Origin of the sequence: Curtobacterium sp. ME-Dv--P-122a, assembly GCF_030209645.1 — a bacterium.
GTDB classification, from domain to species: domain Bacteria; phylum Actinomycetota; class Actinomycetes; order Actinomycetales; family Microbacteriaceae; genus Curtobacterium; species Curtobacterium flaccumfaciens.
Genome location: NZ_JARVRO010000009.1, coordinates 68,472 through 87,321 on the forward strand (window position 1 = coordinate 68,472; position 18,850 = coordinate 87,321).

Here is an 18,850-nt window from a genome sequence, read left to right on the forward strand (position 1 = left end):
TGCGCGTCCGCAGAGAGTGAAACCCACCATGAGCCAGCTCCTCGACAACGTCGACGCAGCATCGCTGCGTACCGACGTCCCGGACTTCCGTCCCGGCGACACCATCAAGGTGCACGTCAACATCATCGAAGGCACGCGCTCGCGTATCCAGGTCTTCCAGGGAGTCGTCATCGGCCGTCAGGGCCACGGCATCGGCGAGACCTTCAAGGTCCGCAAGGTGAGCTTCCAGGTCGGCGTCGAGCGCTGGTTCCCGGTGCACTCGCCGATCATCGACCACATCGAGATCGTCACCAAGGGTGACGTCCGTCGTGCGAAGCTCTACTACCTGCGCGAGCTCCGCGGCAAGGCGGCCCGCCGCAAGATCAAGGAGAAGCGCGACGCCTGATCGCCTTCACAGTGAACGTCCGCGAGCCGGACGCCGCTGCGAGCCCCTCGTCCATGTACGGTTGTGCATCGACGGGGGGCTCTTCCCATTTTGCGGGGAGTCAGTGGTTCGAACGAGAGCGGAAATGACGGACACGACAGAGGATTCCGGGCGCAGGCCACGTGCCGAGAAGCAACGGAACGGTGTCCTCACATTCCTCCGCGACCTCGTCATCATCTTCATCGCGGCACTGCTCGTGTCGTTCCTGGTGAAGACGTTCCTGATCCGGTCGTTCTACATCCCGTCGGCGTCGATGGAGAACACGCTCCAGATCAACGACCGCGTCATCGTCAACGAGCTCGTCCCCGGCGCCGTGGCGCTGAAGCGGGGAGACGTCGTCGTCTTCAAGGACCCGGGCGGTTGGCTCACCGGGTCCGAGGTGCCGAGCGTCACGCCGGACACCCAGCCCGCGAAGGCCATCGACTGGGCACTCACCCAGGTCGGTCTCGGCACCGGTGACAGCGACGACCACCTGATCAAGCGCGTCATCGGTCTGCCCGGTGACAAGGTGTCCTGCTGCAACGACCTCGGGCAGATGTCGGTGAACGGTGTGCCGATCAAGGAGCCGTACCTGAAGCTCCCCGCCGGCGCACCGGCCTCGGCGACCGACTTCTCGGTCACCGTGCCGAAGGGCACCATCTGGGTGATGGGCGACAACCGGAACGACTCGAAGGACTCCCGGTACAACGGCGACACCCCGTCGAAGGGCTTCGTCCCGATGTCCGACGTCACGGGTCGCGCGTTCGTCATCTCGTGGCCGGCGAGCCGCTGGACGTGGCTCGACGACCACCCCGAGGTGTTCGCCGGCGTGGAGGAGCGCGACGAGTGACCGCCGTCCGTCCGTCGCTCCGGGTCGAGAAACGTCTGCTCGCCGAGGGCCGCGTGACGGTCATCGGCATGGACGAGGTCGGCCGTGGCGCCATCGCCGGTCCGGTCGGCGTCGGTGTGGCCGCGGTGACGCTCGACATCGGTCGTGTGCCCCAGGGGCTCGCGGACTCGAAGCTGCTGTCGGAGGCGCGCCGGACCGACCTCGTGCCCGTCGTGCAGCGCTGGGCGCGCACGGCGGTCGGCATGGCCTCGGCGGACTTCGTCGACCAGCAGGGCATCGTGCCCGCTCTCGGTGCAGCCGGTGCGCAGGCGCTCGGCTCCCTGGTCGCCGACGGGGTGTCCCTCGACGGCGCGGTGGTGGTGCTCGACGGCTCGTTCGACTGGTTGAGCCGTGCGCTGCCCGCGTCGCTCCGTCCGGCCGCCGATCCGCTCGAGGTCGTCGTCCGGGTCAAGGCCGACCGCGACTGCGCCTCGGTGGCCGCGGCGTCCGTGGTGGCCAAGGTCGCCCGTGACGCGCTCATGATCTCCGCGCACGACGAGGCTCCGCACTACGGGTGGGTGTCGAACAAGGGCTACGGGTCGACGGCGCACTACGACGCGATCCGGGCGATCGGGGCGCACGCGCTGCACCGGAAGTCGTGGCTGCACCAGGCCTCGAGCGTCGCGCTGGACGGGTTCGACGAACTCGACGCCCTCGCCGGTTGAGCCCGTCGTCCGCACGGGCCTCCGTCGCCGTAGACTGTGGGCGCAATGGATGAGGACGAATTCGACGACTACGACCGCGAGGTCGAGCTGGCCCTGTACCGCGAGTACCGCGACGTGGTGTCGCAGTTCCGTTACGTGGTCGAGACGGAGCGCCGTTTCTACCTGGCGAACGAGGTCGAACTCGTGCGCCGTGACACGGAGCACGACTTCTACTTCGAACTGACGATGAACGACGTCTGGGTCTGGGACGTCTACCGTTCCGACCGGTTCGTGAAGGGTGTCCGGGTACTCACGTTCAAGGACGTGAATGTCGAGGAACTCACGACGCGGGAACTCGAACTGCCGAAGGAACTCGCACTCGACGAGTGATCGTCAATTTCCTTTCTCCTGCTTCTTTCTCGGTGAATCGCCGCTGATCCAGACCGTCAGGGAAATGTGCGCGCTATTCTGATCGGGAAACAACCGCCCCACGAACAGGAGCACCCCATGGCACAGAAGGTCACCGTCCAGCTCGTCGACGACCTCGACGATTCCCCCATCACCACCGGTGAAGGCCGGACGGTCGAATTCGCGTTCGACGGCTCGTCGTACGAGATCGACCTGTCGAACGACAACGTCGACAAGTTCCGCGAGGCGATCTCCGACTACATCGCCGCAGCGCGCAAGGTCTCCGGTCGTCGCACCGGCGGCGGTTCCGCGCCGAAGTCCGCCCCGAAGCGCGGCAACTCCGAAGAACTCGGCAAGATCCGCGAGTGGGCCAAGGAGAACGGGTACGAGGTCTCCTCCCGCGGGCGCATCTCGACGCAGGTGCAGGAAGCCTACGCAGCAGCGCACTGACGCTCGTCGCAGCAGGACCCGGGTGATCTCGATCACCCGGGTCCTTCTTCTTTCCTCCACAGGGGCAATTCGCCCACGCTGATTCCACAGACTCTCCGACTCCGCCGATCGGTGTGTTCGTTCCGGAGATCGTTGTCGTGGAGGCAACGACATGGAACAAGACGTGCAACGAGCACCGGGGCGGTCGCTCCGGAACGGCCGACTCGGACGATTCGGTGAAGAACGAGCGGTGGCCTGGCTCGAAACCCGGGGATTCCGCGTGCTCGAGCGGAACTGGCGATGTGCGCGCGGTGAGATCGACATCGTCGCGTGGGATTCCTGCACGCTCGCCTTCATCGAGGTGAAGACCCGTTCCGGTGCCGCCACCGGTCACCCGTTCGAGGCGATCACGGCGGCGAAGCTCACCCGGATGCGACGACTCGTGCCCGAGTGGTTCGACGCGCATCCCGAGGTCTCGGCGCGCGCGGTCCGGGTGGACGTCGTCGCGGTCCACGTCGACGGTCCCCGCACCGTCGTCGAGCACCTTGCGGGTGTGCTGTGACGGGCATCGGTCGCGCTGCCGCGGTCGCGCTGCTCGGGGTCACCGGTCGCCGCATCGAGGTCGAAGCGCACCTGACCAGTCAGCTCCCGGCGTTCAGCATCATCGGTCTGCCCGACACCTCGTTGGGTGAGGCACGGGAACGCGTGCGATCCGCGGCGGCGAACGCGGGGTGTCCGCTGCCCGCCCGCCGGATCACCGTGAACCTGACCCCGGCGGCGATCCCGAAACGCGGTTCGGGGTTCGACCTCGCCATCGCGATGGCCGTGCTCGCCGGTGCCGGTCTCGCGCCGGACGTCTCGGAGCGCATCGTCTACATCGGCGAACTCGGCCTCGACGGGCGGGTGCGTCCGGTCCCCGGCGTGATCCCGATGTTGATCGCCGCGCGCGACGCCGGTGTGGACCGCGTCGTGCTGCCCGTCGGCAACCTGACCGAGGCCCGTGTGGTCGGCGGGGTCCGGATCCGGGGCGTGGACTCGTTGCGGGCGGCGGCGATCGACGCCGGGGCGCTCCTGCCGACGGTCGAGGTCGACCCGGTGCTGCCGGTCCCGGTCACAGCGGTGCCGCGTCCCGTGGCCGAGCTGTCGGACGTCGTGGGGAACCCGGTCGGCGTCCGAGCGCTCATCGCCGCGGCGGCCGGTGGACACCACGCACTCCTGCTCGGTCCGCCGGGCGCCGGCAAGACGATGCTCGCCGAACGGCTGCCCGGGTTGCTGCCCGATCTCGACGACGAGACCGCGCTCGAGGTCGCCGCGGTCCGGTCCGTCGCCGGGCTGGGCCCCGCGTCGTGGAGCACGAAGCCACCGTGGGAAGCCCCGCACCACTCCGCGTCGGCGGTGTCGCTCATCGGCGGTGGATCCGGGGTCCTGCGTCCCGGAGCCGTGTCGCGCGCCACCGGGGGCATCCTGTTCCTCGACGAGGCGCCGGAGTTCCCGCGGGCCGTGCTCGACGCGCTCCGGCAACCGCTCGAGTCCGGTCGGATCACGATCCACCGTGCGGCGGGAGCGGCCGAGTTCCCCGCACGCTGCCAGGTCGTCCTGGCGGCGAACCCCTGTCCGTGCGGCAACGCCGGTGGTGCGCACGGGCAGCCGTGCGAGTGCTCGCCGAGCACCGTCCGCCGGTACATCGGCCGCATGTCCGGGCCGCTGCTCGACCGGATGGACATCCGGGTGCTGGTGCCCCGGGTGACGACGGGTCGGATGCGGGACGCGGACGGCAGCACCCCGACGACGGCGGTCGCGCGTGCGGCGGTCGCGGCAGCACGAGCCCGGATGGCGGAGCGACTGCACGGGACAGGATGGACGCGCAACGCCGAGGTCACCGGGACGTGGCTCCGAGCCGAGGGGCGCATCGAACCCGGGTCGACGTCGGACCTCGACCGCGCACTCGACCTCGGGACCCTGACGATGCGCGGGTGGGACCGTGTGATGCGCCTGGCGTGGACGCTCGCCGACCTCGACGCGGTGGAGCGGCCCACGGGTGCGCACGTCCGCGGCGCCCTGGCTCTGCGGAGCGCGCTGTGATGCCGGCGGGCACGGAGCTCCTCGACACCGTGGCGCGCCTGCTGGGACGGAGCGGTGCCGCGGTGGATCCGGTGCAGGCCGCGGCACGGGTTGCCTGGTCGGCCATCGTCGAACCGGGGGACTCCGTCGCCGGAGAGCTCCTCAGCGGCCTCGGACCCGAGCGCGCACTCGGTGCGGTGCTGCTCGCCGCCGACGGAGACTTCGATTCGCTGCTGGGATGCTGCGTCGACGCCGAGGTGCCGGGTGCGGAGGACCCAGCGGTGCTGCTCGGCGTGCTGCAGACCGCGGTGGAACGCTGGCGGCCCCGATTGGCCGCTGTCGAGGTGGGCGACGTGCTCGCGGCGGCCGGTGCGGTCGGTGCCGGACTGCTGGTCCCCGAGAGCGACGGGTGGCCGACCCCGATGGACGACCTCGGGCCGCACGCCCCGGTGGTCCTCTGGACGCGCAGCACGGGCGCGCGCCTCGGCGACGGGATGCCGGCGCTCGGGGTCGTGGGGTCCCGGGCGAACACGGTGGCCGGTGCCGAGGCCGCGGCGGAGATCACCTCGACGGCGGCGGACGCGGGATGCCTCATCGTGAGCGGGGGTGCCTACGGCATCGACGCGGTGGCGCACCGTGTCGCCGTCGCCGCGGGGACGCCCACGGTCGCCGTCCTGGCGGGTGGCATCGACCAGCTCTACCCGGTGGGCAACGCGCAGCTGCTCCACAACGTGGCGCGGCAGGGGGCGTTGCTCGCCGAGTCGGCTCCGGGGACGCGACCGACGCGGTGGCGTTTCCTGGCGCGGAACCGGCTGATCGCCGCGCTGGCCGACGTCACGGTCGTGGTCGAGGCCGGCGCCCGGTCGGGGGCACTCAACACCGCCCACCACGCCGCGCAGCTCGGCCGGCCGGTGTTCGCGGTGCCGGGAGCGTTCGCGTCCTCGGCGTCGGTCGGGTGCCACCGGCTCATCGCACAGGGGCGGGCGCAGATCGTCGTGCACCCCGGCGATCCGGTCGCGGCGGCGAGGCCGGCGACCGGGACGAGCGGGGGAGCGGTGCCGGACGAACCGCTCCTGTCCGGTCGGCAGGACCCCGAGGTGCTCCGGGTGCTCGACGCGCTCGGTCGTCGCGCTCTGCCCGAGGCCGAGATCGCCCGTCGGGCGGGCATGTCGGCGGCCGACGTCGCCGACGCGCTCGCCCTGGCGCAGCTGCAGGGACTCGTCGTCGCGAGCGGCGGCGGGTGGGGCCGGGCATGACGGTCGACAGTCGTACGCTGACGTCGTGGTTGCGCGGACGGACGGTCGACTGGTGGTGGCGGTGGACACCTTCCTCGGGCACGCCCGGCACGCGCGTGGCCTCAGCGAGCAGACCCTCCGCGCGTACGCCAACGACCTCGAGCAGCTCGTGGCCTTCGCGGACGCCCGAGGGGTCGACCGCGTCGCCGACGTCGAGCTCGAGCTCCTGCGTGACTGGCTGTGGGACGCCGACCACCGGGGGCTCGCCCGGTCGACCATCGCTCGGCGGTCCTCGTCCGTGCGGGCGTTCACGCGGTGGGCGAGCGAGACCGGGGTGACGACGACCGACGCCGGGGTCCGGCTCCGTGCGCCGAAGGGCGGGGCGCACCTGCCCCGCGTCGTGTCGGCCGACCAGGTGCGCGTCCTGCTCGACGGGCTCGGTGCCCGAGGGGCGACGGACGACCCGACGGCGCTGCGGGACCTGGCCCTGGTCGAGCTCCTGTACGCGGCGGCCATCCGGGTCAGCGAACTCGTCGGGATCGACGTGACCGACGTCGATCGCGGACGCTTGACCGTGCGGGTGCTCGGCAAGGGCGGCAAGGAACGCGTGGTGCCGTTCGGGGTGCCGGCGCGGGACGCACTCGAGGCGTGGCTCGAGCGCGGACGGCCCACCCTCGCCGCACGGGCGGAGGGACCTGCAAGCACGGCGCTGTTCCTCGGCGACCGTGGTGCCCGACTCGGCGTCCGCAGCGCGTACCGCGTGGTGGCGCGGTTGCTCGGTGACCTGCCGGGCGAGGGGCCGAGCGGGCCGCACACCTTCCGGCACACCGCGGCGACGCACCTGCTCGACGGGGGAGCGGACCTGCGCGCGGTGCAGGAACTCCTCGGTCACGCCAGCCTCGGCACGACGCAGATCTACACGCACGTGTCGTCGGCGCGGCTGCGCGAGGTCTACCGGACGGCGCACCCGCGCGCCTGACGGGGGGCGACGCGCGTTCCGGTCGGCTCCGCTCACCCGGGCCAGGCCGACTCGGGCAGGAGCACCGGCCACTCGGCGGGTGGCAGGTACGCCATCGGGTCGACGTAGCGACCGTCGACGCGAGCACCGAGGTGCAGGCACGGTGCCGACGCCGGACAGTGCCCGACCGAGACGCGCCCGACCGGCGCGCCCTGCACGACCTCTTCCCCGGCGGCGACCAGGGGTGTCACCGAGTCGAGCGTGCTGACCAGCCCGTAGCCGTGGTCGATCGTCACGACGGTGCGGCCGCCGACCGCGCCGGCGAACGCCACGGTGCCGTCGTCCACCGCCGAGGCAGTGCTGCCGAGGGCGGCCGGGACGTCGAGGCCACGGTGGCCGGCGGCGTAGTCCGAGGACGGTGCCTCCCACGCGCGCTCGACCACCCGCGATCCGGTGGGCCAGACCCAGCGAGCCTCGACCCGCCCCGAATCGGTCGCAGTGCCCACCGACACCCCGGCTCCCGCCGACGGCGCGGCACCGAACAACGCCGTCCCGCTCAGCACCGTCCCGCCCAGCACCGTCCCGCTCAGTACCGTCCCGCCCAGCACCGCTGCGCACACCACGGACAGCAGGACGGGACGTGCGCTCGATCGCATGTCACCAGCCTGGGCAGTGGAACCCGGCCCCGGGGCGGGCGTGGGCGATCCGTGGAGGGGGAGTCGCGCCTCCAGGCCTGGGGAGGAACGTGCCGAGGACGGAAACGACAGAACCGACGTCGTACGACGGCGACAGTGTCGTTCCGCGTCGGCACCCAAGCGAGCCCGCCCGACCCCGCGCCGTCCCGATCACGCCCCCGGTTATGACCAGATCCCGAGCGAGGAGTACAGTCGGGGCCGCTCCGGAACACGCAACGCCGCTCGGACGGCGAACCAGCCGACCGCCGGGGCACCGTGCTGCACACCGGCACGGCGGCAGAACCCAGGAGCATCGTGTCCACCACGACCACCGGGCACGGCGAAGACCGTGCGTTCAAGGGGAAGGTCACCCTGTTCGCCATCGCGGCGGCGGTCGGTGGCTTCCTGTTCGGCTTCGACTCGTCCGTCATCAACGGCGCCGTCGACGCGATCAAGGGCGAGTTCAACCTCTCCGACGCGGCCAGCGGCTTCGCGGTCGCATCGGCCCTGATCGGCTGCGCGTTCGGCGCCTACTTCGCCGGGCGCCTCGCCGACCGCTACGGCCGCACCCGGATCATGTTCTGGGCCGCCGTGCTGTTCTTCGTCTCGTCGATCGGTTCGGCGTTCGCGTTCGCGACGTGGGACCTCGTGATCTGGCGTCTCGTCGGAGGTCTCGGCATCGGTACCGCCTCGGTCATCGCACCGGCGTACATCTCCGAGGTCTCCCCGAAGGCGATCCGCGGGCGGCTGGCCTCGTTCCAGCAGCTGGCGATCACGCTCGGTATCTTCGCCGCGCTCCTGTCCGACCAGCTCTTCGCCGTCACCGCGGGCAGCGCCTCGGCCGAGGTCTGGGGCCTGGCCGCCTGGCGCTGGATGTTCCTGGTCGGGGTGATCCCCTCGGTCGTCTACGGCGTCCTGGCGATCACGCTGCCGGAGTCCCCGCGCTACCTGCTCACCAAGGGCCGTGCTGACGATGCGCGCGTCGTGATGGGCAAGATCGTCCCGCGCGACACCGTGAACACGAGCCTGGAGGAGATCCAGGACGGCATCGAGAAGGAAGCCAACGAGAAGAAGGGCTCCATCCGGGGCAACCGCTTCGGGCTCCAGCCGATCGTCTGGGTGGGCATCATCCTGGCCGTGCTGCAGCAGTTCGTCGGCATCAACGTGATCTTCTACTACTCGACGACGCTCTGGCAGGCCGTCGGCTTCAAGGAAGAAGACTCGTTCCTCATCTCCACGATCACCTCGGTGGTCAACGTCGCCGTGACCTTCATCGCGATCTTCCTGGTCGACAAGGTCGGCCGCAAGCCGCTGCTCGTCGCCGGTTCCGCGGGCATGTTCGTCTCGCTCACCATGGTCGCCATCGCGTTCTCGCAGGCGACGATCGTCGACGGCAGCCCGAGCCTCCCCGGCTCGTGGGGCGTCATCGCGCTGATCTTCGCGAACCTCTTCGTGGTGTCCTTCGGCGCCACGTGGGGTCCGCTCATGTGGGTGCTGCTCGGCGAGATGTTCCCGAACCGCATCCGTGCCACGGCACTCGGCATCGGTTCGGCCGCCAACTGGATCGCGAACTTCATCGTGACGATCTCGTTCCCGGTGCTCTCGGGCTTCAACCTGACGGTCACCTACGGCATCTACGCGCTGTTCGCGCTGCTGTCGCTGTTCTTCGTCATCGCCAAGATCCCTGAGACCAAGGGCCGCTCGCTCGAGGAGATGGGCATCTCCGCCGACGGCGACACGGTGGACGCCAAGGCCTGATCGGCCGGTCGCGCACCGCGTCCGTTCCGCACGGATCGCCGGACAGGAGGCCCGGATCACGTCAGCCGCGAGGCGCGCGTGATCCGGGCCTCCCTTCTGTTAGCATCTATCCAGCAGCGTGCTGATGCGCGCTGACTTCGCGTGTCCACCATGCCCTCACGGGCTCGGTACCCGACCACCGGTCCCGCTCTCACGAGCGGGCGGTCGCGTGCCAGGACACCAGGGACCACGACAAACGGTCGTGATCGACACAACCGCAACAGGTCCGCAGCGACGTGCGAGAGCACGGCTGCGCGCCGAGAACACAGAAGGAGGACGGCACATGGCCGTCGTCACCATCCGCCAGCTGCTCGACAGCGGCGTCCACTTCGGACACCAGACCCGTCGGTGGAACCCGAAGGTGAAGCGCTTCATCCTCGCCGAGCGCTCGGGCATCCACATCATCGACCTGCAGCAGTCGCTGGCCTTCATCGACCGCGCGTACGACTTCGTCAAGGAGACGGTCGCGCACGGTGGCACGATCCTCTTCGTGGGCACCAAGAAGCAGGCCCAGGGCTCCATCGCCGAGCAGGCGACCCGCGTCGGCCAGCCGTACGTCAACCAGCGTTGGCTCGGCGGTCTGCTCACGAACTTCCAGACGGTCTCCAAGCGCCTCGCGCGCATGAAGGAGCTCGAGGAGGTCGACTTCGACGACACGACGAAGGGCTTCACCAAGAAGGAGCTCCTCATCAAGAAGCGCGAGCTGGACAAGCTCCACAAGACCCTCGGTGGTATCCGCAACCTCACGCGGACCCCGAGCGCGCTCTGGATCGTCGACACCAAGAAGGAGCACCTCGCAGTCGACGAGGCGCAGAAGCTCGGTATCCCGATCATCGGCATCCTCGACACCAACTGCGACCCCGACGAGATCACGTACCCGATCCCGGGCAACGACGACGCGATCCGCTCCGTCGGGCTGCTGACCCGCATCGTCGCCGACGCCGCGGCCGAGGGCCTGAAGACCCGCCACAACGGTGGCGACGAGGACGAGGCCAGCGAGCCCCTCGCCGAGTGGGAGCAGGAGCTCCTCGGTGGCCAGACCGCCGCCACGACCGAGGCGCCCGCCGCCCCCGTCGAGGAGAACGACGCTGACGCGCAGGTCGCCGCGAAGGAGATCGGCGAGCCGATCGCCGACGAGGCGAAGAACGCGGAGCCGACGGCCGAGGCCGAGGCAGCCGCGGAGACCACCCCCGCCGAGTGAGTCGCCGGGGCGTCGGACCCCACCGGGTCCGGCGCCCCGACTGCACTCCACTCTCCACACACGTACAGTCCAGAAAGGACTCCAGTCAATGGCAAACTTCACCGCTGCTGACGTGAAGAAGCTCCGCGAGGACCTCGGCGCCGGCATGATGGACGCGAAGAACGCGCTCGTCGAGGCCGACGGCGACTACGACAAGGCCGTCGAGCTGCTCCGCATCAAGGGTGCCAAGGCCGTCGCCAAGCGCGACGACCGTGCCACCTCCGAGGGTGTCGTCGTCGCGACCTCCGAGAACGGCGCCGCCACGGTCGTCGAGCTCGCGAGCGAGACCGACTTCGTCGCGAAGAACGAGAAGTTCACGACCCTCGCCGACAAGGTTCTGGGCGCGGTCGCCGCTGCCGGTGCCGCCGACGTCGCTGCCGCCAACGCCGCACCGCTGGACGGCAAGACCGTCCTCGAGGTCGTCAACGAGTCGGCTGCCGCGCTGGGCGAGAAGCTCGAGGTCCGCACGGTCCGCCGTGTCGAGGGCTCGGCCTTCGAGATCTACCTGCACAAGACCAGCCAGGACCTGCCGCCGCAGATCGCCGTCGTCATCGCGTACGAGGGTGACAACGCCGCCGAGGCGCGTTCGATCGCACAGCACGTCGCGTTCGCGAACCCGACGTACCTGACCCGCGACGAGGTCCCGGCCGAGGCCATCGAGAAGGAGCGTGCGACCGTCGAGGCGATCACGCGCGAAGAGGGCAAGCCCGAGGCTGCGCTCCCGAAGATCGTCGAGGGCCGGGTGAACGCCTACATCAAGCAGGTGTCGCTCCTCGACCAGGACTACGCGAAGGACAACAAGATCTCCGTCGCGAAGGCCGCCGAGAACGCCGGCATCACGATCCAGGGCTTCGCCCGCGTCAAGGTCGGCGCGTAACGAACCCGTGACGGGGTCAGGAACCAACCAGGTTCCTGGCCCCGTTTTTCGCGCGCGCCGGCACGACACGCGCGCGACACATCCGCGAGTACATTTCCACGAGACCACGACGAAGGGTGCGGACCAGATGACCGACGAGAAGACCGGACGACGCCGCGTTCTGCTGAAGCTGTCGGGAGAGGCGTTCGGCGCCGGCTCCCTCGGGGTGAACCCCGACGTGATCGGCACCATCGCCAAGGAGATCGCCGTCGCCGCGCGCGAGGTCGAGATCGCGATCGTCGTCGGCGGGGGCAACTTCTTCCGCGGAGCCGAGCTCTCGCAGCGCGGCATGGACCGCGGGCGCGCCGACTACATGGGCATGCTCGGCACGGTGATGAACGCACTCGCGCTGCAGGACTTCCTCGAGCAGGCGGGCGCTGCGACCCGCGTGCAGTCCGCCATCGCGATGACCCAGGTCGCCGAGCCGTACATCCCGCGGCGCGCCGAGCGGCACCTCGAGAAGGGCCGGGTCGTCATCTTCGGCGCCGGTGCCGGACTGCCGTACTTCTCCACCGACACGGTGGCGGCGCAGCGTGCGCTCGAGATCAAGGCGGACGAGGTCCTCGTCGCCAAGAACGGCGTCGACGGCGTGTACACGGCCGACCCGAAGAAGGACGCCACCGCCGAGAAGCTGCACCACGTGACCTACCAGGACGCGCTGCTCAAGGGCCTCAAGGTCGTCGACGCCACCGCGTTCTCGCTCTGCATGGACAACGGCATGCCGATGCACGTCTTCGGCATGGAGGGCGACGGCAACGTCCAGGCCGCGATCCGTGGCGAGCGCATCGGCACCGTCGTCAGCAACTGACCCCCGGCGCTGACTAGACTCGACGCCAGTACCGAAGGAGTAACACCGTGATCAGTGATGTCCTGACCGAAGCCACCGAGAAGATGGCGAAGGCTGTCGAGGTCGCCAAGGACGACTTCTCGACCGTCCGCACCGGCCGCATCAACGCGGCGCTCTTCCAGAAGATCCCGGTCGAGTACTACGGCACGCCGACGCCGCTCGCGCAGCTCGCGTCGCTGCAGACGCCCGAGGCCCGCACGCTCATCGTGACGCCGTACGACAAGACGGCGCTCAAGGAGATCGAGCGCGCGATCGCGACCTTCCCGAACCTCGGCGCCAGCCCGACGAACGACGGCGACATCGTCCGCGTGACGATCCCCGAGCTCACCAAGGACCGCCGCAAGGAGTTCGTCAAGCTCGTGCGGACGAAGGGCGAAGACCACAAGGTCGTCGTCCGGAACATCCGCCGCAAGGCCAAGGACGACCTCGACGCACTCAAGGGTGAGATCTCCGACGACGAGATCTCGCGCGGCGACAAGGACCTCGAGGCCCTGACGAAGAAGCACGTCGACCAGATCGACGAGTCGCTGAAGAAGAAGGAAGCCGAACTCCTCGAGGTCTGATGCGTCGCTCCGACCAGGGCGCTGACCGCCCCACAGCAGAGCACGGGCCCGCGTCGAGCGGGCCCGTGAAGAAGGGGCTCCGTCAGGACTTCGATGCGCGCGCACGAGCGGCGCGCACCGACTTCGAGGCGCAGCTCCGCCAGCGGAAGGCCGACTTCGGCGCGCGCAACGAAGCGCTGACCGCGCGGACCGGGCGCAACCTGCCGGCGGCGATCGGCATCGCGCTCGCGTTCGCGGTCGTGATGCTCGGCACGCTGCTCCTCTGGCCACCGTCCTTCATGGTCGTCGCGGCGTTCCTGCTGGGCGTCGGCGTCTACGAACTCACGAGCGCGATGCGGTTCGCCGGCCGCGACGTCCCGAGGATCCCGAGCGTCGCCGTCGCGATCGCGATCGTGCCGGCGGCGTTCCTGCTCGGCCAGGTGGCGGCGCTGTTCACCCTGCTCGGCGGCATCGTCCTGATCAGTGTCTGGCGACTGCTCGAGGTCGCCGTCGCGCGGCAGAAGCCCCCGGCGGGCAACGTCGCCCGTGACCTCACGAACGGGCTGTTCGTCCAGGCCTACATCTCCCTGCTCGGCGCGTGCGTCGTGCTGCTCTCTGCCCAGCCTGCCGGCAACCTCTGGGTGATCGGGTTCATCCTCGTCGTCGTCGCGGTCGACACCGGCGCGTACGCCACCGGGCTGAACCTCGGCAAGCACCCGATGGCACCCCGCATCAGTCCCAAGAAGACGTGGGAGGGCTTCGCCGGGTCCGTGGCGGCGAGCATCGTCGTCGGCATCCTGGTGACCGTGTTCATGCTCGGGCTGCCCTGGTGGACCGGTGTCCTGCTCGGTGTGCTCATCTCCGGTTCGGCCACGCTCGGCGACCTCACCGAGTCGATGATCAAGCGCGACCTCGGCATCAAGGACATCTCGTCGTTCCTGCCCGGTCACGGCGGCCTGCTCGACCGCATCGACAGCATCCTGCCGTCCGCCGCGGTGGCCTACGTGCTGTACCTCGTCGTCAACCACTGACTGCGCCCGTGCCGGGCTGAACGCCGCACTCAGCGCGTCCAGGTTGTGCCAGGGGTCCGGACTGGCAGAATGACGCCGTGGCCACCACCTTCCCGACCGCAGCCCGTTCCGCCCTCGGTTACGACGTCGACGAAGTCGAGCGTTTCCTCGAGGACGCCCGGCGCGCGTACTCCGCCGACGACAGCGCCCCCGGCATCGAGGCCGCGAAGATCCGCGCCACGGCGTTCTCGATGCGCAAGGGCGGCTACTCCACGTCGCACGTCGACGCCGCACTCGAGCGACTCGAGGACGCCTTCGCGGCCCGCGAGCGTGAGCGGGAGATGAGCGAGGTCGGCAAGAAGGCCTGGTACGCCGAGGCGCGGACGAAGGCCTCCGACGTCGTGGCGCGGCTCGAACGGCCCGACGGGCAGCGGTTCAGCCGGGTCAGCGTGCTCGGCACCGGCTACCACCCGAAGGACGTCGACGCGTTCGCCGCCCGGCTCGCCGGGTACTTCCGCGAGGGCAAGCCGCTCAGCCTCACCGAGGTCCGCTCGATCGTCTTCCGCCCGAAGCACGGCGGGTACCGCGAGGCGCAGGTCGACGCGCTGCTCGACGCCGTCGTCGAAGTGATGCTCGCTGTCCGCTGACGACGCGCTGTCCCCAGGTGCTTCGCTTTCCGTGATCGTTCCGTTACCCTGGTCCTACTCATGGGCAGGCACACGGCAGACTCAAGCTCCGACCGCGATACCCGCGAGCACCTCAGCCTCCAGGCTTCCGGTGAGCGCCGCGCGGCAATGCAGCGAACCCGCACGACGGAGACGTCGGCGTTCGGGGTGACCCCGCAGGCAGCGCCCGCGACGACGGGTCCGGTCGCCACGCCGAAGTCGGTGGCGGCGAACCGCGTCTCCGACGAGCGTGTGGCGTCCTTCGCCCACGACGCCCTGGCCGACGCCGACCAGCGTCCCGCGAAGCAGCGCACCGCGACGGTGCAGCGCCGTGCAACGCCGAAGCTCGTCAAGCCCACCGCGTCGTCGGTGAACGCCGTTGCCCGCAAGCGCGCGGTCGCCCCGATGATGTCCTTCGTCGGCGTGTTCCTGTTCGTCGGCGGCTCGCTGTTCAACCCGCTGCAGGCCGACGTGGCACAGGCCGCCGTCGACACGCCGGTGCTCGTGAAGACGCCGCCGGCACCCCAGCAGTACACCGCGCACGGCACCTACGCCGTGGCCGCCGCCGACCGTGACGGCTACGACGTCACCGTCCCGGCCCCGAAGGTCGTCAAGCCGGTCGTCGAAGAGGACGAGGCCGACGCCGAGACCACCGACGACAGCGCGGACGCCGCGGCCACCGACACCCAGCCGGTCTCGGCCGCCAACACGCTCGCCGCCACCGCCGCGACGCCCGACCCGGGCAGCGCGCAGGCGATCGCCCTGCAGCAGGTCACGGCTCGTGGCTGGGGCACCGACCAGTACAACTGCCTGGTCTCGCTGTGGAACAAGGAGTCCGGCTGGCGGGTGAACGCCTACAACCCCAGCGGTGCGTACGGCATCCCGCAGGCCCTCCCCGGCAGCAAGATGGCCACGGCCGGCGCCGACTGGCAGACCAACCCGGCGACGCAGATCACCTGGGGTCTCAACTACATCGCCGGCGTCTACGGCACCCCCTGCGGTGCCTGGGGACACAGCCAGGCCAACAACTGGTACTGATCGGCTGCTCGGGTGCCGCGCAGCAACCGGCCGCGGCGTCCCCGTGGTCGCGACGTCGAGCCTGACGAGGAGACCACCCTCGACCGGCTGATGAGCTCGTGGAAGCGCACCGAGGTCCGCCACGGTCGCGAGTACCAGGTGCAGCCGATCTCGGCCGCGTCGGCGCAGAAGGAGTACATCTGCCCGGGGTGCGGTGGAAGCGTCCTGCCCGGCACCGCCCACGTCGTGGTCTGGCGTGCGGACGGCGTGCTCGGCGACGCCGCCGACCTGGCGTCGCGCCGGCACTGGCACAACCACTGCTGGAGCATCGCATGACCGAGCCAGACGTGCCGCACGACACCGAGATCCGATCCGCCACCGTGCTGCCGGCCCGTCGCACCGATGTCGAGCTCGTCACGGACGACCACCTGACGCTCGTCGGTGAGCTCGCCGAGCCGGCCGACACCCCGGCCCGCGGGACCATCGTCACGCTCCACCCCCTGCCGACCGCGCACGGGTTCATGGACTCGCACGTCCTGAAGAAGGCCGCGGCACGGTTGCCCGCCCTCGCCGACATCGCGGTGCTGCGGTTCAACTTCCGGTCCGTCACGTCTCCGCGCGGCACGTCCGAGGGCGTCTTCGGCGAGGGCGTGTCCGAGGGCTTCGACCTGCGCGCCGCCGTCGCCGAGGTCGTCGACCGCGGCCTGCCGACCCCCTGGCTGGTGGGGTGGTCCTTCGGCACCGAGGTGATCCTCAAGCACGCGCTCGAACACGTCGAGGCCGGCACCGTCGCCGGGGTCGTCCTGCTGTCCCCGCCGCTGCACCGCACCTCGGACGAGGAGCTCGCCCGCTGGGCTGCCGTCGGGGTCCCGGTCGTGGCGCTCGTCCCCGAGCACGACGACTTCCTGCAGCCCGAGGCCGCGGTGGCGCGGTTCGCGCTCGCCCCGAACGTCCGGGTCGTGCCCGTCGACGGTGCGAAGCACCTGTGGGTGGGGGAGCGGTACGTGCGGATCGTCCTCGACGCGATCGCCGACCTCGTCGTGCCGGGCAGCGCCCCGCTGCCGACCCACTGGCCCGTCTGAGCACGTCCCCACGACGCCCTGCGGCCCGCCACCTGCACCAGGTGGGACGGCCTGGAGGCGCGGGTCGCGCCTCCAGGCCGTGGACCGTCAGCGGTCGGTCGCGTCCACGTCGTCGTCAGCGTCCGCAGCGGACGCCGCGGCGGGTGCCGTACCGAGCAGGCCCGTGGCGTTCGTGAGCACCCCGCGGAGGTTCTCGAGGTAGCCCGCGACGGCTTCGCGTTCGGTGCGGATCGCCGCCAGGCGGTCCTCGGCCTCGGCGATGACGCCGGCGGTACGCTCCTCTGCGTCGGCGACCATCCGGTGCACCCGGTCCTGCGCGTCGGCGACGATGGTGCGGGCGTGCTCCTGGGCCTCGGCCGTGCTGGTGCGCTCGAGGTCATCGGCCTCCTGCTGCAGGCGTTCGGCGCGTTCGCGGGCCTCGGTCGCGCGGCGCGTGGCCTCGGCGAGCTGCAGGTTGGCCTCGTCCAGGTACTTCTGCGTCTCGGTCACCGTCTCGTGGTGCTTCCGCAGGTAGTCCTGCTCGGCGTCGTCGCGGCGGGACGCGAGTTCCGACTCGAGCGTCGTGCGGGCTTCGTCGCGCTCCCGGGCGATCTCGGCACGGACCTCGTCGCGCTCCTTCACCAGGGCGGCGCGGGCGGTGTCGATCTCCTGCCGCAGGGCGGTGCGCTCGGCCTCGAGCACCCCGAGCTCGGCGGTGCGGCGGTCGGCGATCTCGGTGTCGACCTCGGCGTGCTCGCGCTCGCGTCGGGCGGCGATGGCGTTCTCGTGCTCCCGGACGGCACGCTCGGCTGCCGCGTCGGCCTCGGCGCGCTCCTGCGCGATCCGGGCGTCGTGTTCCTCGAGCTCACGGGCGATCCGGTCGGCGGTCTCCTGCACCAGGCGCGCGTTCTCGACGCGGGTCTGCTCCTCGTCGACGCGGAGCTGCGCGTGGGCCGCCTCGATCTCCTGCTCGAGTGCGGTGCGGGCTGCGGCCAGTTCGCGGTCCCACTGGGCGCGGGCGGCGGCGAGTTCCTCGTCGAGCTCGCGGCGGCGGTCCGCGACCTCGGAGTCGAGCTCGGCGCGTCGGCGCGTGACCTCGGACTCGAGTTCGGCGCGACCGGTCTCGAGTGCCAGCGCGTGTGCCTGCTGCTCCTCGTCACGCTCGCGGCGCCAGGCGGCACGACCCTCGGTGACCTCGCGCTCGAGGGCCTCGCGTCGGGTCGTCTCCTCGCGGTCGAGGTCCTCGGTACGGCGTGCGTGGTCGGCCTCGAAGACCGAACGGCGGTGCTCGGTCTCGCGGTCGAGCTCGGCGGCGGCGGTGCGGGCGTCGGCGGACTCGCGCTGGGCGATCTCGCGCAGCTCGGCGACCTCGTGCTCGACCTGGGCGCGCAGCGCGTTCGTCTCGCGGATGGCGACGGAACGGACCTCGGCGGCCTCGGTCACGGCTGCCCCGCGGATCGCGGCGGCTTCGTTGCGGGCGTCCTGCGTGAGGAGACCGGCCTCGGCACGGGCACGTTCGACGGTGTCGGCTGCCTCGGCGCGGGCGCGGGTCAGTTCGTTGGTGGCGCGGGTGCGGGCGTCCTCGAGGGTGTCGCGCGCTTCCTCCTGGGCCTCGCGGACGGTGCGCTCGGCTTCGGAACGGCTCGAGGCACGGAGGCGCTGGGCATCGATGTCCGCCTGGCTGATGAGACGGGTCGACTGCTCCTCGGCCACGCGCAGGGTGGACTCGAGGCGGGTGCCCAGTCCGCTGTACGTGGGGGTGCCGGCTTCGTCGAGCTCGCCCTGCAGTTCGGAGACCCGGGCCTGCAGGAGACGGATCTCCTTCGCGGCGTCGGCGCGGTCGTTGTTCGACTTGATGAGCTCGCGACGCAGGTCGTTCAGCGAACGCTCCACCTCGTCGCGGCGGTACCCCCGCAGCTCGGTCCCGAACTCGGCCTCGTCGTTCGCCACGTGTCGCTCCTGGGTGCTCGGCGGAGGGCCTGGATCGGCCCGCGGTCGATTGTAGTGGCGGCCGGAGGGGGTCGTCTGAGTCCGGCGACAGCGCGGATTGATGC

General features: G+C 70.7%; 21 protein-coding genes. 19 read left to right on the forward strand and 2 right to left on the reverse strand.

The genetic code is table 11. From position 1 onward, the window contains the following. Positions 1-28 precede the first annotated feature (28 nt). From rplS to QRN49_RS10965, 9 genes are all read left to right on the forward strand, one after another. Positions 29-385, forward strand: coding sequence for a 50S ribosomal protein L19 (gene rplS, locus QRN49_RS10925; protein WP_017888254.1), 357 nt, complete (start codon positions 29-31; stop codon positions 383-385). 124 nt (positions 386-509) lie between these two features. Next, on the forward strand, positions 510-1,253 hold the full coding sequence (gene lepB, locus QRN49_RS10930; RefSeq protein ID WP_027465880.1) for a signal peptidase I: 744 nt from the start codon (positions 510-512) through the stop codon (positions 1,251-1,253). After that, complete coding sequence (gene rnhB, locus QRN49_RS10935) at positions 1,250-1,957, forward strand: ribonuclease HII (protein WP_111023976.1); 708 nt, start codon at positions 1,250-1,252, stop codon at positions 1,955-1,957. The genes lepB and rnhB overlap by 4 nt, the downstream gene beginning before the upstream one ends. 45 nt (positions 1,958-2,002) lie before the next feature. Continuing rightward, on the forward strand, positions 2,003-2,326 hold the full coding sequence (locus QRN49_RS10940) for a DUF2469 family protein (RefSeq protein WP_017888251.1): 324 nt from the start codon (positions 2,003-2,005) through the stop codon (positions 2,324-2,326). A 117-nt stretch (positions 2,327-2,443) separates the two neighbouring features. Then, positions 2,444-2,794, forward strand: coding sequence for a histone-like nucleoid-structuring protein Lsr2 (locus QRN49_RS10945; protein ID WP_017888250.1), 351 nt, complete (start codon positions 2,444-2,446; stop codon positions 2,792-2,794). Between the two features lie 151 nt (positions 2,795-2,945). Beyond that, on the forward strand, positions 2,946-3,335 hold the full coding sequence (locus QRN49_RS10950) for a YraN family protein (protein WP_111054700.1): 390 nt from the start codon (positions 2,946-2,948) through the stop codon (positions 3,333-3,335). Next, positions 3,332-4,855: a YifB family Mg chelatase-like AAA ATPase gene (locus QRN49_RS10955; RefSeq protein WP_284755728.1), complete on the forward strand. Its 1,524-nt coding sequence runs from the start codon at positions 3,332-3,334 to the stop codon at positions 4,853-4,855. Before QRN49_RS10950 ends, QRN49_RS10955 begins: the two co-directional genes overlap by 4 nt. Beyond that, the gene (gene dprA / locus QRN49_RS10960) at positions 4,855-6,090 is read left to right on the forward strand and encodes a DNA-processing protein DprA (RefSeq protein WP_284755730.1); all 1,236 of its coding nucleotides are present in this window, start codon (positions 4,855-4,857) and stop codon (positions 6,088-6,090) included. Before QRN49_RS10955 ends, dprA begins: the two co-directional genes overlap by 1 nt. Positions 6,091-6,115: 25 nt before the next feature. Next, a complete protein-coding gene (locus QRN49_RS10965) occupies positions 6,116-7,048 on the forward strand; it encodes a tyrosine recombinase XerC (protein WP_502869000.1) in 933 nt (310 codons plus the stop codon). A gap of 32 nt (positions 7,049-7,080) precedes the next feature. Here the strand turns inward: QRN49_RS10965 and QRN49_RS10970 are convergent, their stop codons facing one another. Then, positions 7,081-7,683: a murein hydrolase activator EnvC family protein gene (locus QRN49_RS10970; protein ID WP_284755732.1), complete on the reverse strand. Its 603-nt coding sequence runs from the start codon at positions 7,681-7,683 to the stop codon at positions 7,081-7,083. A 333-nt stretch (positions 7,684-8,016) separates the two neighbouring features. Between QRN49_RS10970 and QRN49_RS10975 the strand changes: the two genes are divergently transcribed. The 10 genes from QRN49_RS10975 to QRN49_RS11020 all read left to right on the forward strand — a co-directional run bounded on the left by QRN49_RS10975 (position 8,017) and on the right by QRN49_RS11020 (position 16,817). Further along, positions 8,017-9,459 carry a sugar porter family MFS transporter gene (locus tag QRN49_RS10975; protein ID WP_051596806.1) on the forward strand — a complete coding sequence of 481 codons (1,443 nt, stop codon included), beginning with the start codon at positions 8,017-8,019 and terminating at the stop codon, positions 9,457-9,459. 322 nt (positions 9,460-9,781) lie between these two features. After that, positions 9,782-10,699 carry a 30S ribosomal protein S2 gene (rpsB, locus tag QRN49_RS10980; RefSeq protein ID WP_284755735.1) on the forward strand — a complete coding sequence of 306 codons (918 nt, stop codon included), beginning with the start codon at positions 9,782-9,784 and terminating at the stop codon, positions 10,697-10,699. Positions 10,700-10,787: 88 nt separating this feature from the next. Then, positions 10,788-11,615 (forward strand): translation elongation factor Ts, encoded by an 828-nt coding sequence (gene tsf / locus QRN49_RS10985; RefSeq protein WP_027465873.1) that lies wholly within the window; start codon positions 10,788-10,790, stop codon positions 11,613-11,615. Positions 11,616-11,742: 127 nt separating this feature from the next. Then, complete coding sequence (gene pyrH / locus QRN49_RS10990; protein ID WP_071406376.1) at positions 11,743-12,462, forward strand: UMP kinase; 720 nt, start codon at positions 11,743-11,745, stop codon at positions 12,460-12,462. A gap of 47 nt (positions 12,463-12,509) precedes the next feature. After that, positions 12,510-13,064, forward strand: coding sequence for a ribosome recycling factor (gene frr / locus QRN49_RS10995; protein ID WP_027465871.1), 555 nt, complete (start codon positions 12,510-12,512; stop codon positions 13,062-13,064). 65 nt (positions 13,065-13,129) lie between these two features. Beyond that, positions 13,130-14,074: a phosphatidate cytidylyltransferase gene (locus QRN49_RS11000; protein WP_111024009.1), complete on the forward strand. Its 945-nt coding sequence runs from the start codon at positions 13,130-13,132 to the stop codon at positions 14,072-14,074. A gap of 77 nt (positions 14,075-14,151) precedes the next feature. Continuing rightward, entirely contained in the window at positions 14,152-14,700 is a 549-nt protein-coding gene (locus QRN49_RS11005; protein ID WP_071406375.1) for a DivIVA domain-containing protein, read from the forward strand. A 147-nt stretch (positions 14,701-14,847) separates the two neighbouring features. Then, positions 14,848-15,756 (forward strand): aggregation-promoting factor C-terminal-like domain-containing protein, encoded by a 909-nt coding sequence (locus QRN49_RS11010; protein WP_284755743.1) that lies wholly within the window; start codon positions 14,848-14,850, stop codon positions 15,754-15,756. 12 nt (positions 15,757-15,768) lie between these two features. After that, on the forward strand, positions 15,769-16,071 hold the full coding sequence (locus QRN49_RS11015; protein WP_110863985.1) for an Rv1322 family protein: 303 nt from the start codon (positions 15,769-15,771) through the stop codon (positions 16,069-16,071). Then, positions 16,068-16,817 carry an alpha/beta hydrolase gene (locus tag QRN49_RS11020; RefSeq protein ID WP_282819771.1) on the forward strand — a complete coding sequence of 250 codons (750 nt, stop codon included), beginning with the start codon at positions 16,068-16,070 and terminating at the stop codon, positions 16,815-16,817. Before QRN49_RS11015 ends, QRN49_RS11020 begins: the two co-directional genes overlap by 4 nt. 87 nt (positions 16,818-16,904) lie before the next feature. On the opposite strand, the gene QRN49_RS11025 is transcribed toward QRN49_RS11020, so the two are convergent. After that, positions 16,905-18,746: a coiled-coil domain-containing protein gene (locus QRN49_RS11025; RefSeq protein ID WP_284755747.1), complete on the reverse strand. Its 1,842-nt coding sequence runs from the start codon at positions 18,744-18,746 to the stop codon at positions 16,905-16,907. Between the last annotated feature and the right edge of the window lie 104 nt (positions 18,747-18,850).

Excerpts from the sequence above, each read along its gene's own strand:
- rplS (WP_017888254.1), top strand. The coding sequence starts at position 29 with ATGAGCCAGCTCCTCGACAACGTCGACGCAGCATCGCTGCGTACCGAC.
- lepB (WP_027465880.1), top strand. The coding sequence starts at position 510 with ATGACGGACACGACAGAGGATTCCGGGCGCAGGCCACGTGCCGAGAAG.
- QRN49_RS10940 (WP_017888251.1), top strand. The coding sequence starts at position 2,003 with ATGGATGAGGACGAATTCGACGACTACGACCGCGAGGTCGAGCTGGCC.
- QRN49_RS10945 (WP_017888250.1), top strand. The coding sequence starts at position 2,444 with ATGGCACAGAAGGTCACCGTCCAGCTCGTCGACGACCTCGACGATTCC.
- QRN49_RS10950 (WP_111054700.1), top strand. The coding sequence starts at position 2,946 with ATGGAACAAGACGTGCAACGAGCACCGGGGCGGTCGCTCCGGAACGGC.
- dprA (WP_284755730.1), top strand. The coding sequence starts at position 4,855 with ATGCCGGCGGGCACGGAGCTCCTCGACACCGTGGCGCGCCTGCTGGGA.
- QRN49_RS10970 (WP_284755732.1), bottom strand. The coding sequence starts at position 7,683 with ATGCGATCGAGCGCACGTCCCGTCCTGCTGTCCGTGGTGTGCGCAGCG.
- rpsB (WP_284755735.1), top strand. The coding sequence starts at position 9,782 with ATGGCCGTCGTCACCATCCGCCAGCTGCTCGACAGCGGCGTCCACTTC.
- tsf (WP_027465873.1), top strand. The coding sequence starts at position 10,788 with ATGGCAAACTTCACCGCTGCTGACGTGAAGAAGCTCCGCGAGGACCTC.
- pyrH (WP_071406376.1), top strand. The coding sequence starts at position 11,743 with ATGACCGACGAGAAGACCGGACGACGCCGCGTTCTGCTGAAGCTGTCG.
- QRN49_RS11010 (WP_284755743.1), top strand. The coding sequence starts at position 14,848 with ATGCAGCGAACCCGCACGACGGAGACGTCGGCGTTCGGGGTGACCCCG.
- QRN49_RS11020 (WP_282819771.1), top strand. The coding sequence starts at position 16,068 with ATGACCGAGCCAGACGTGCCGCACGACACCGAGATCCGATCCGCCACC.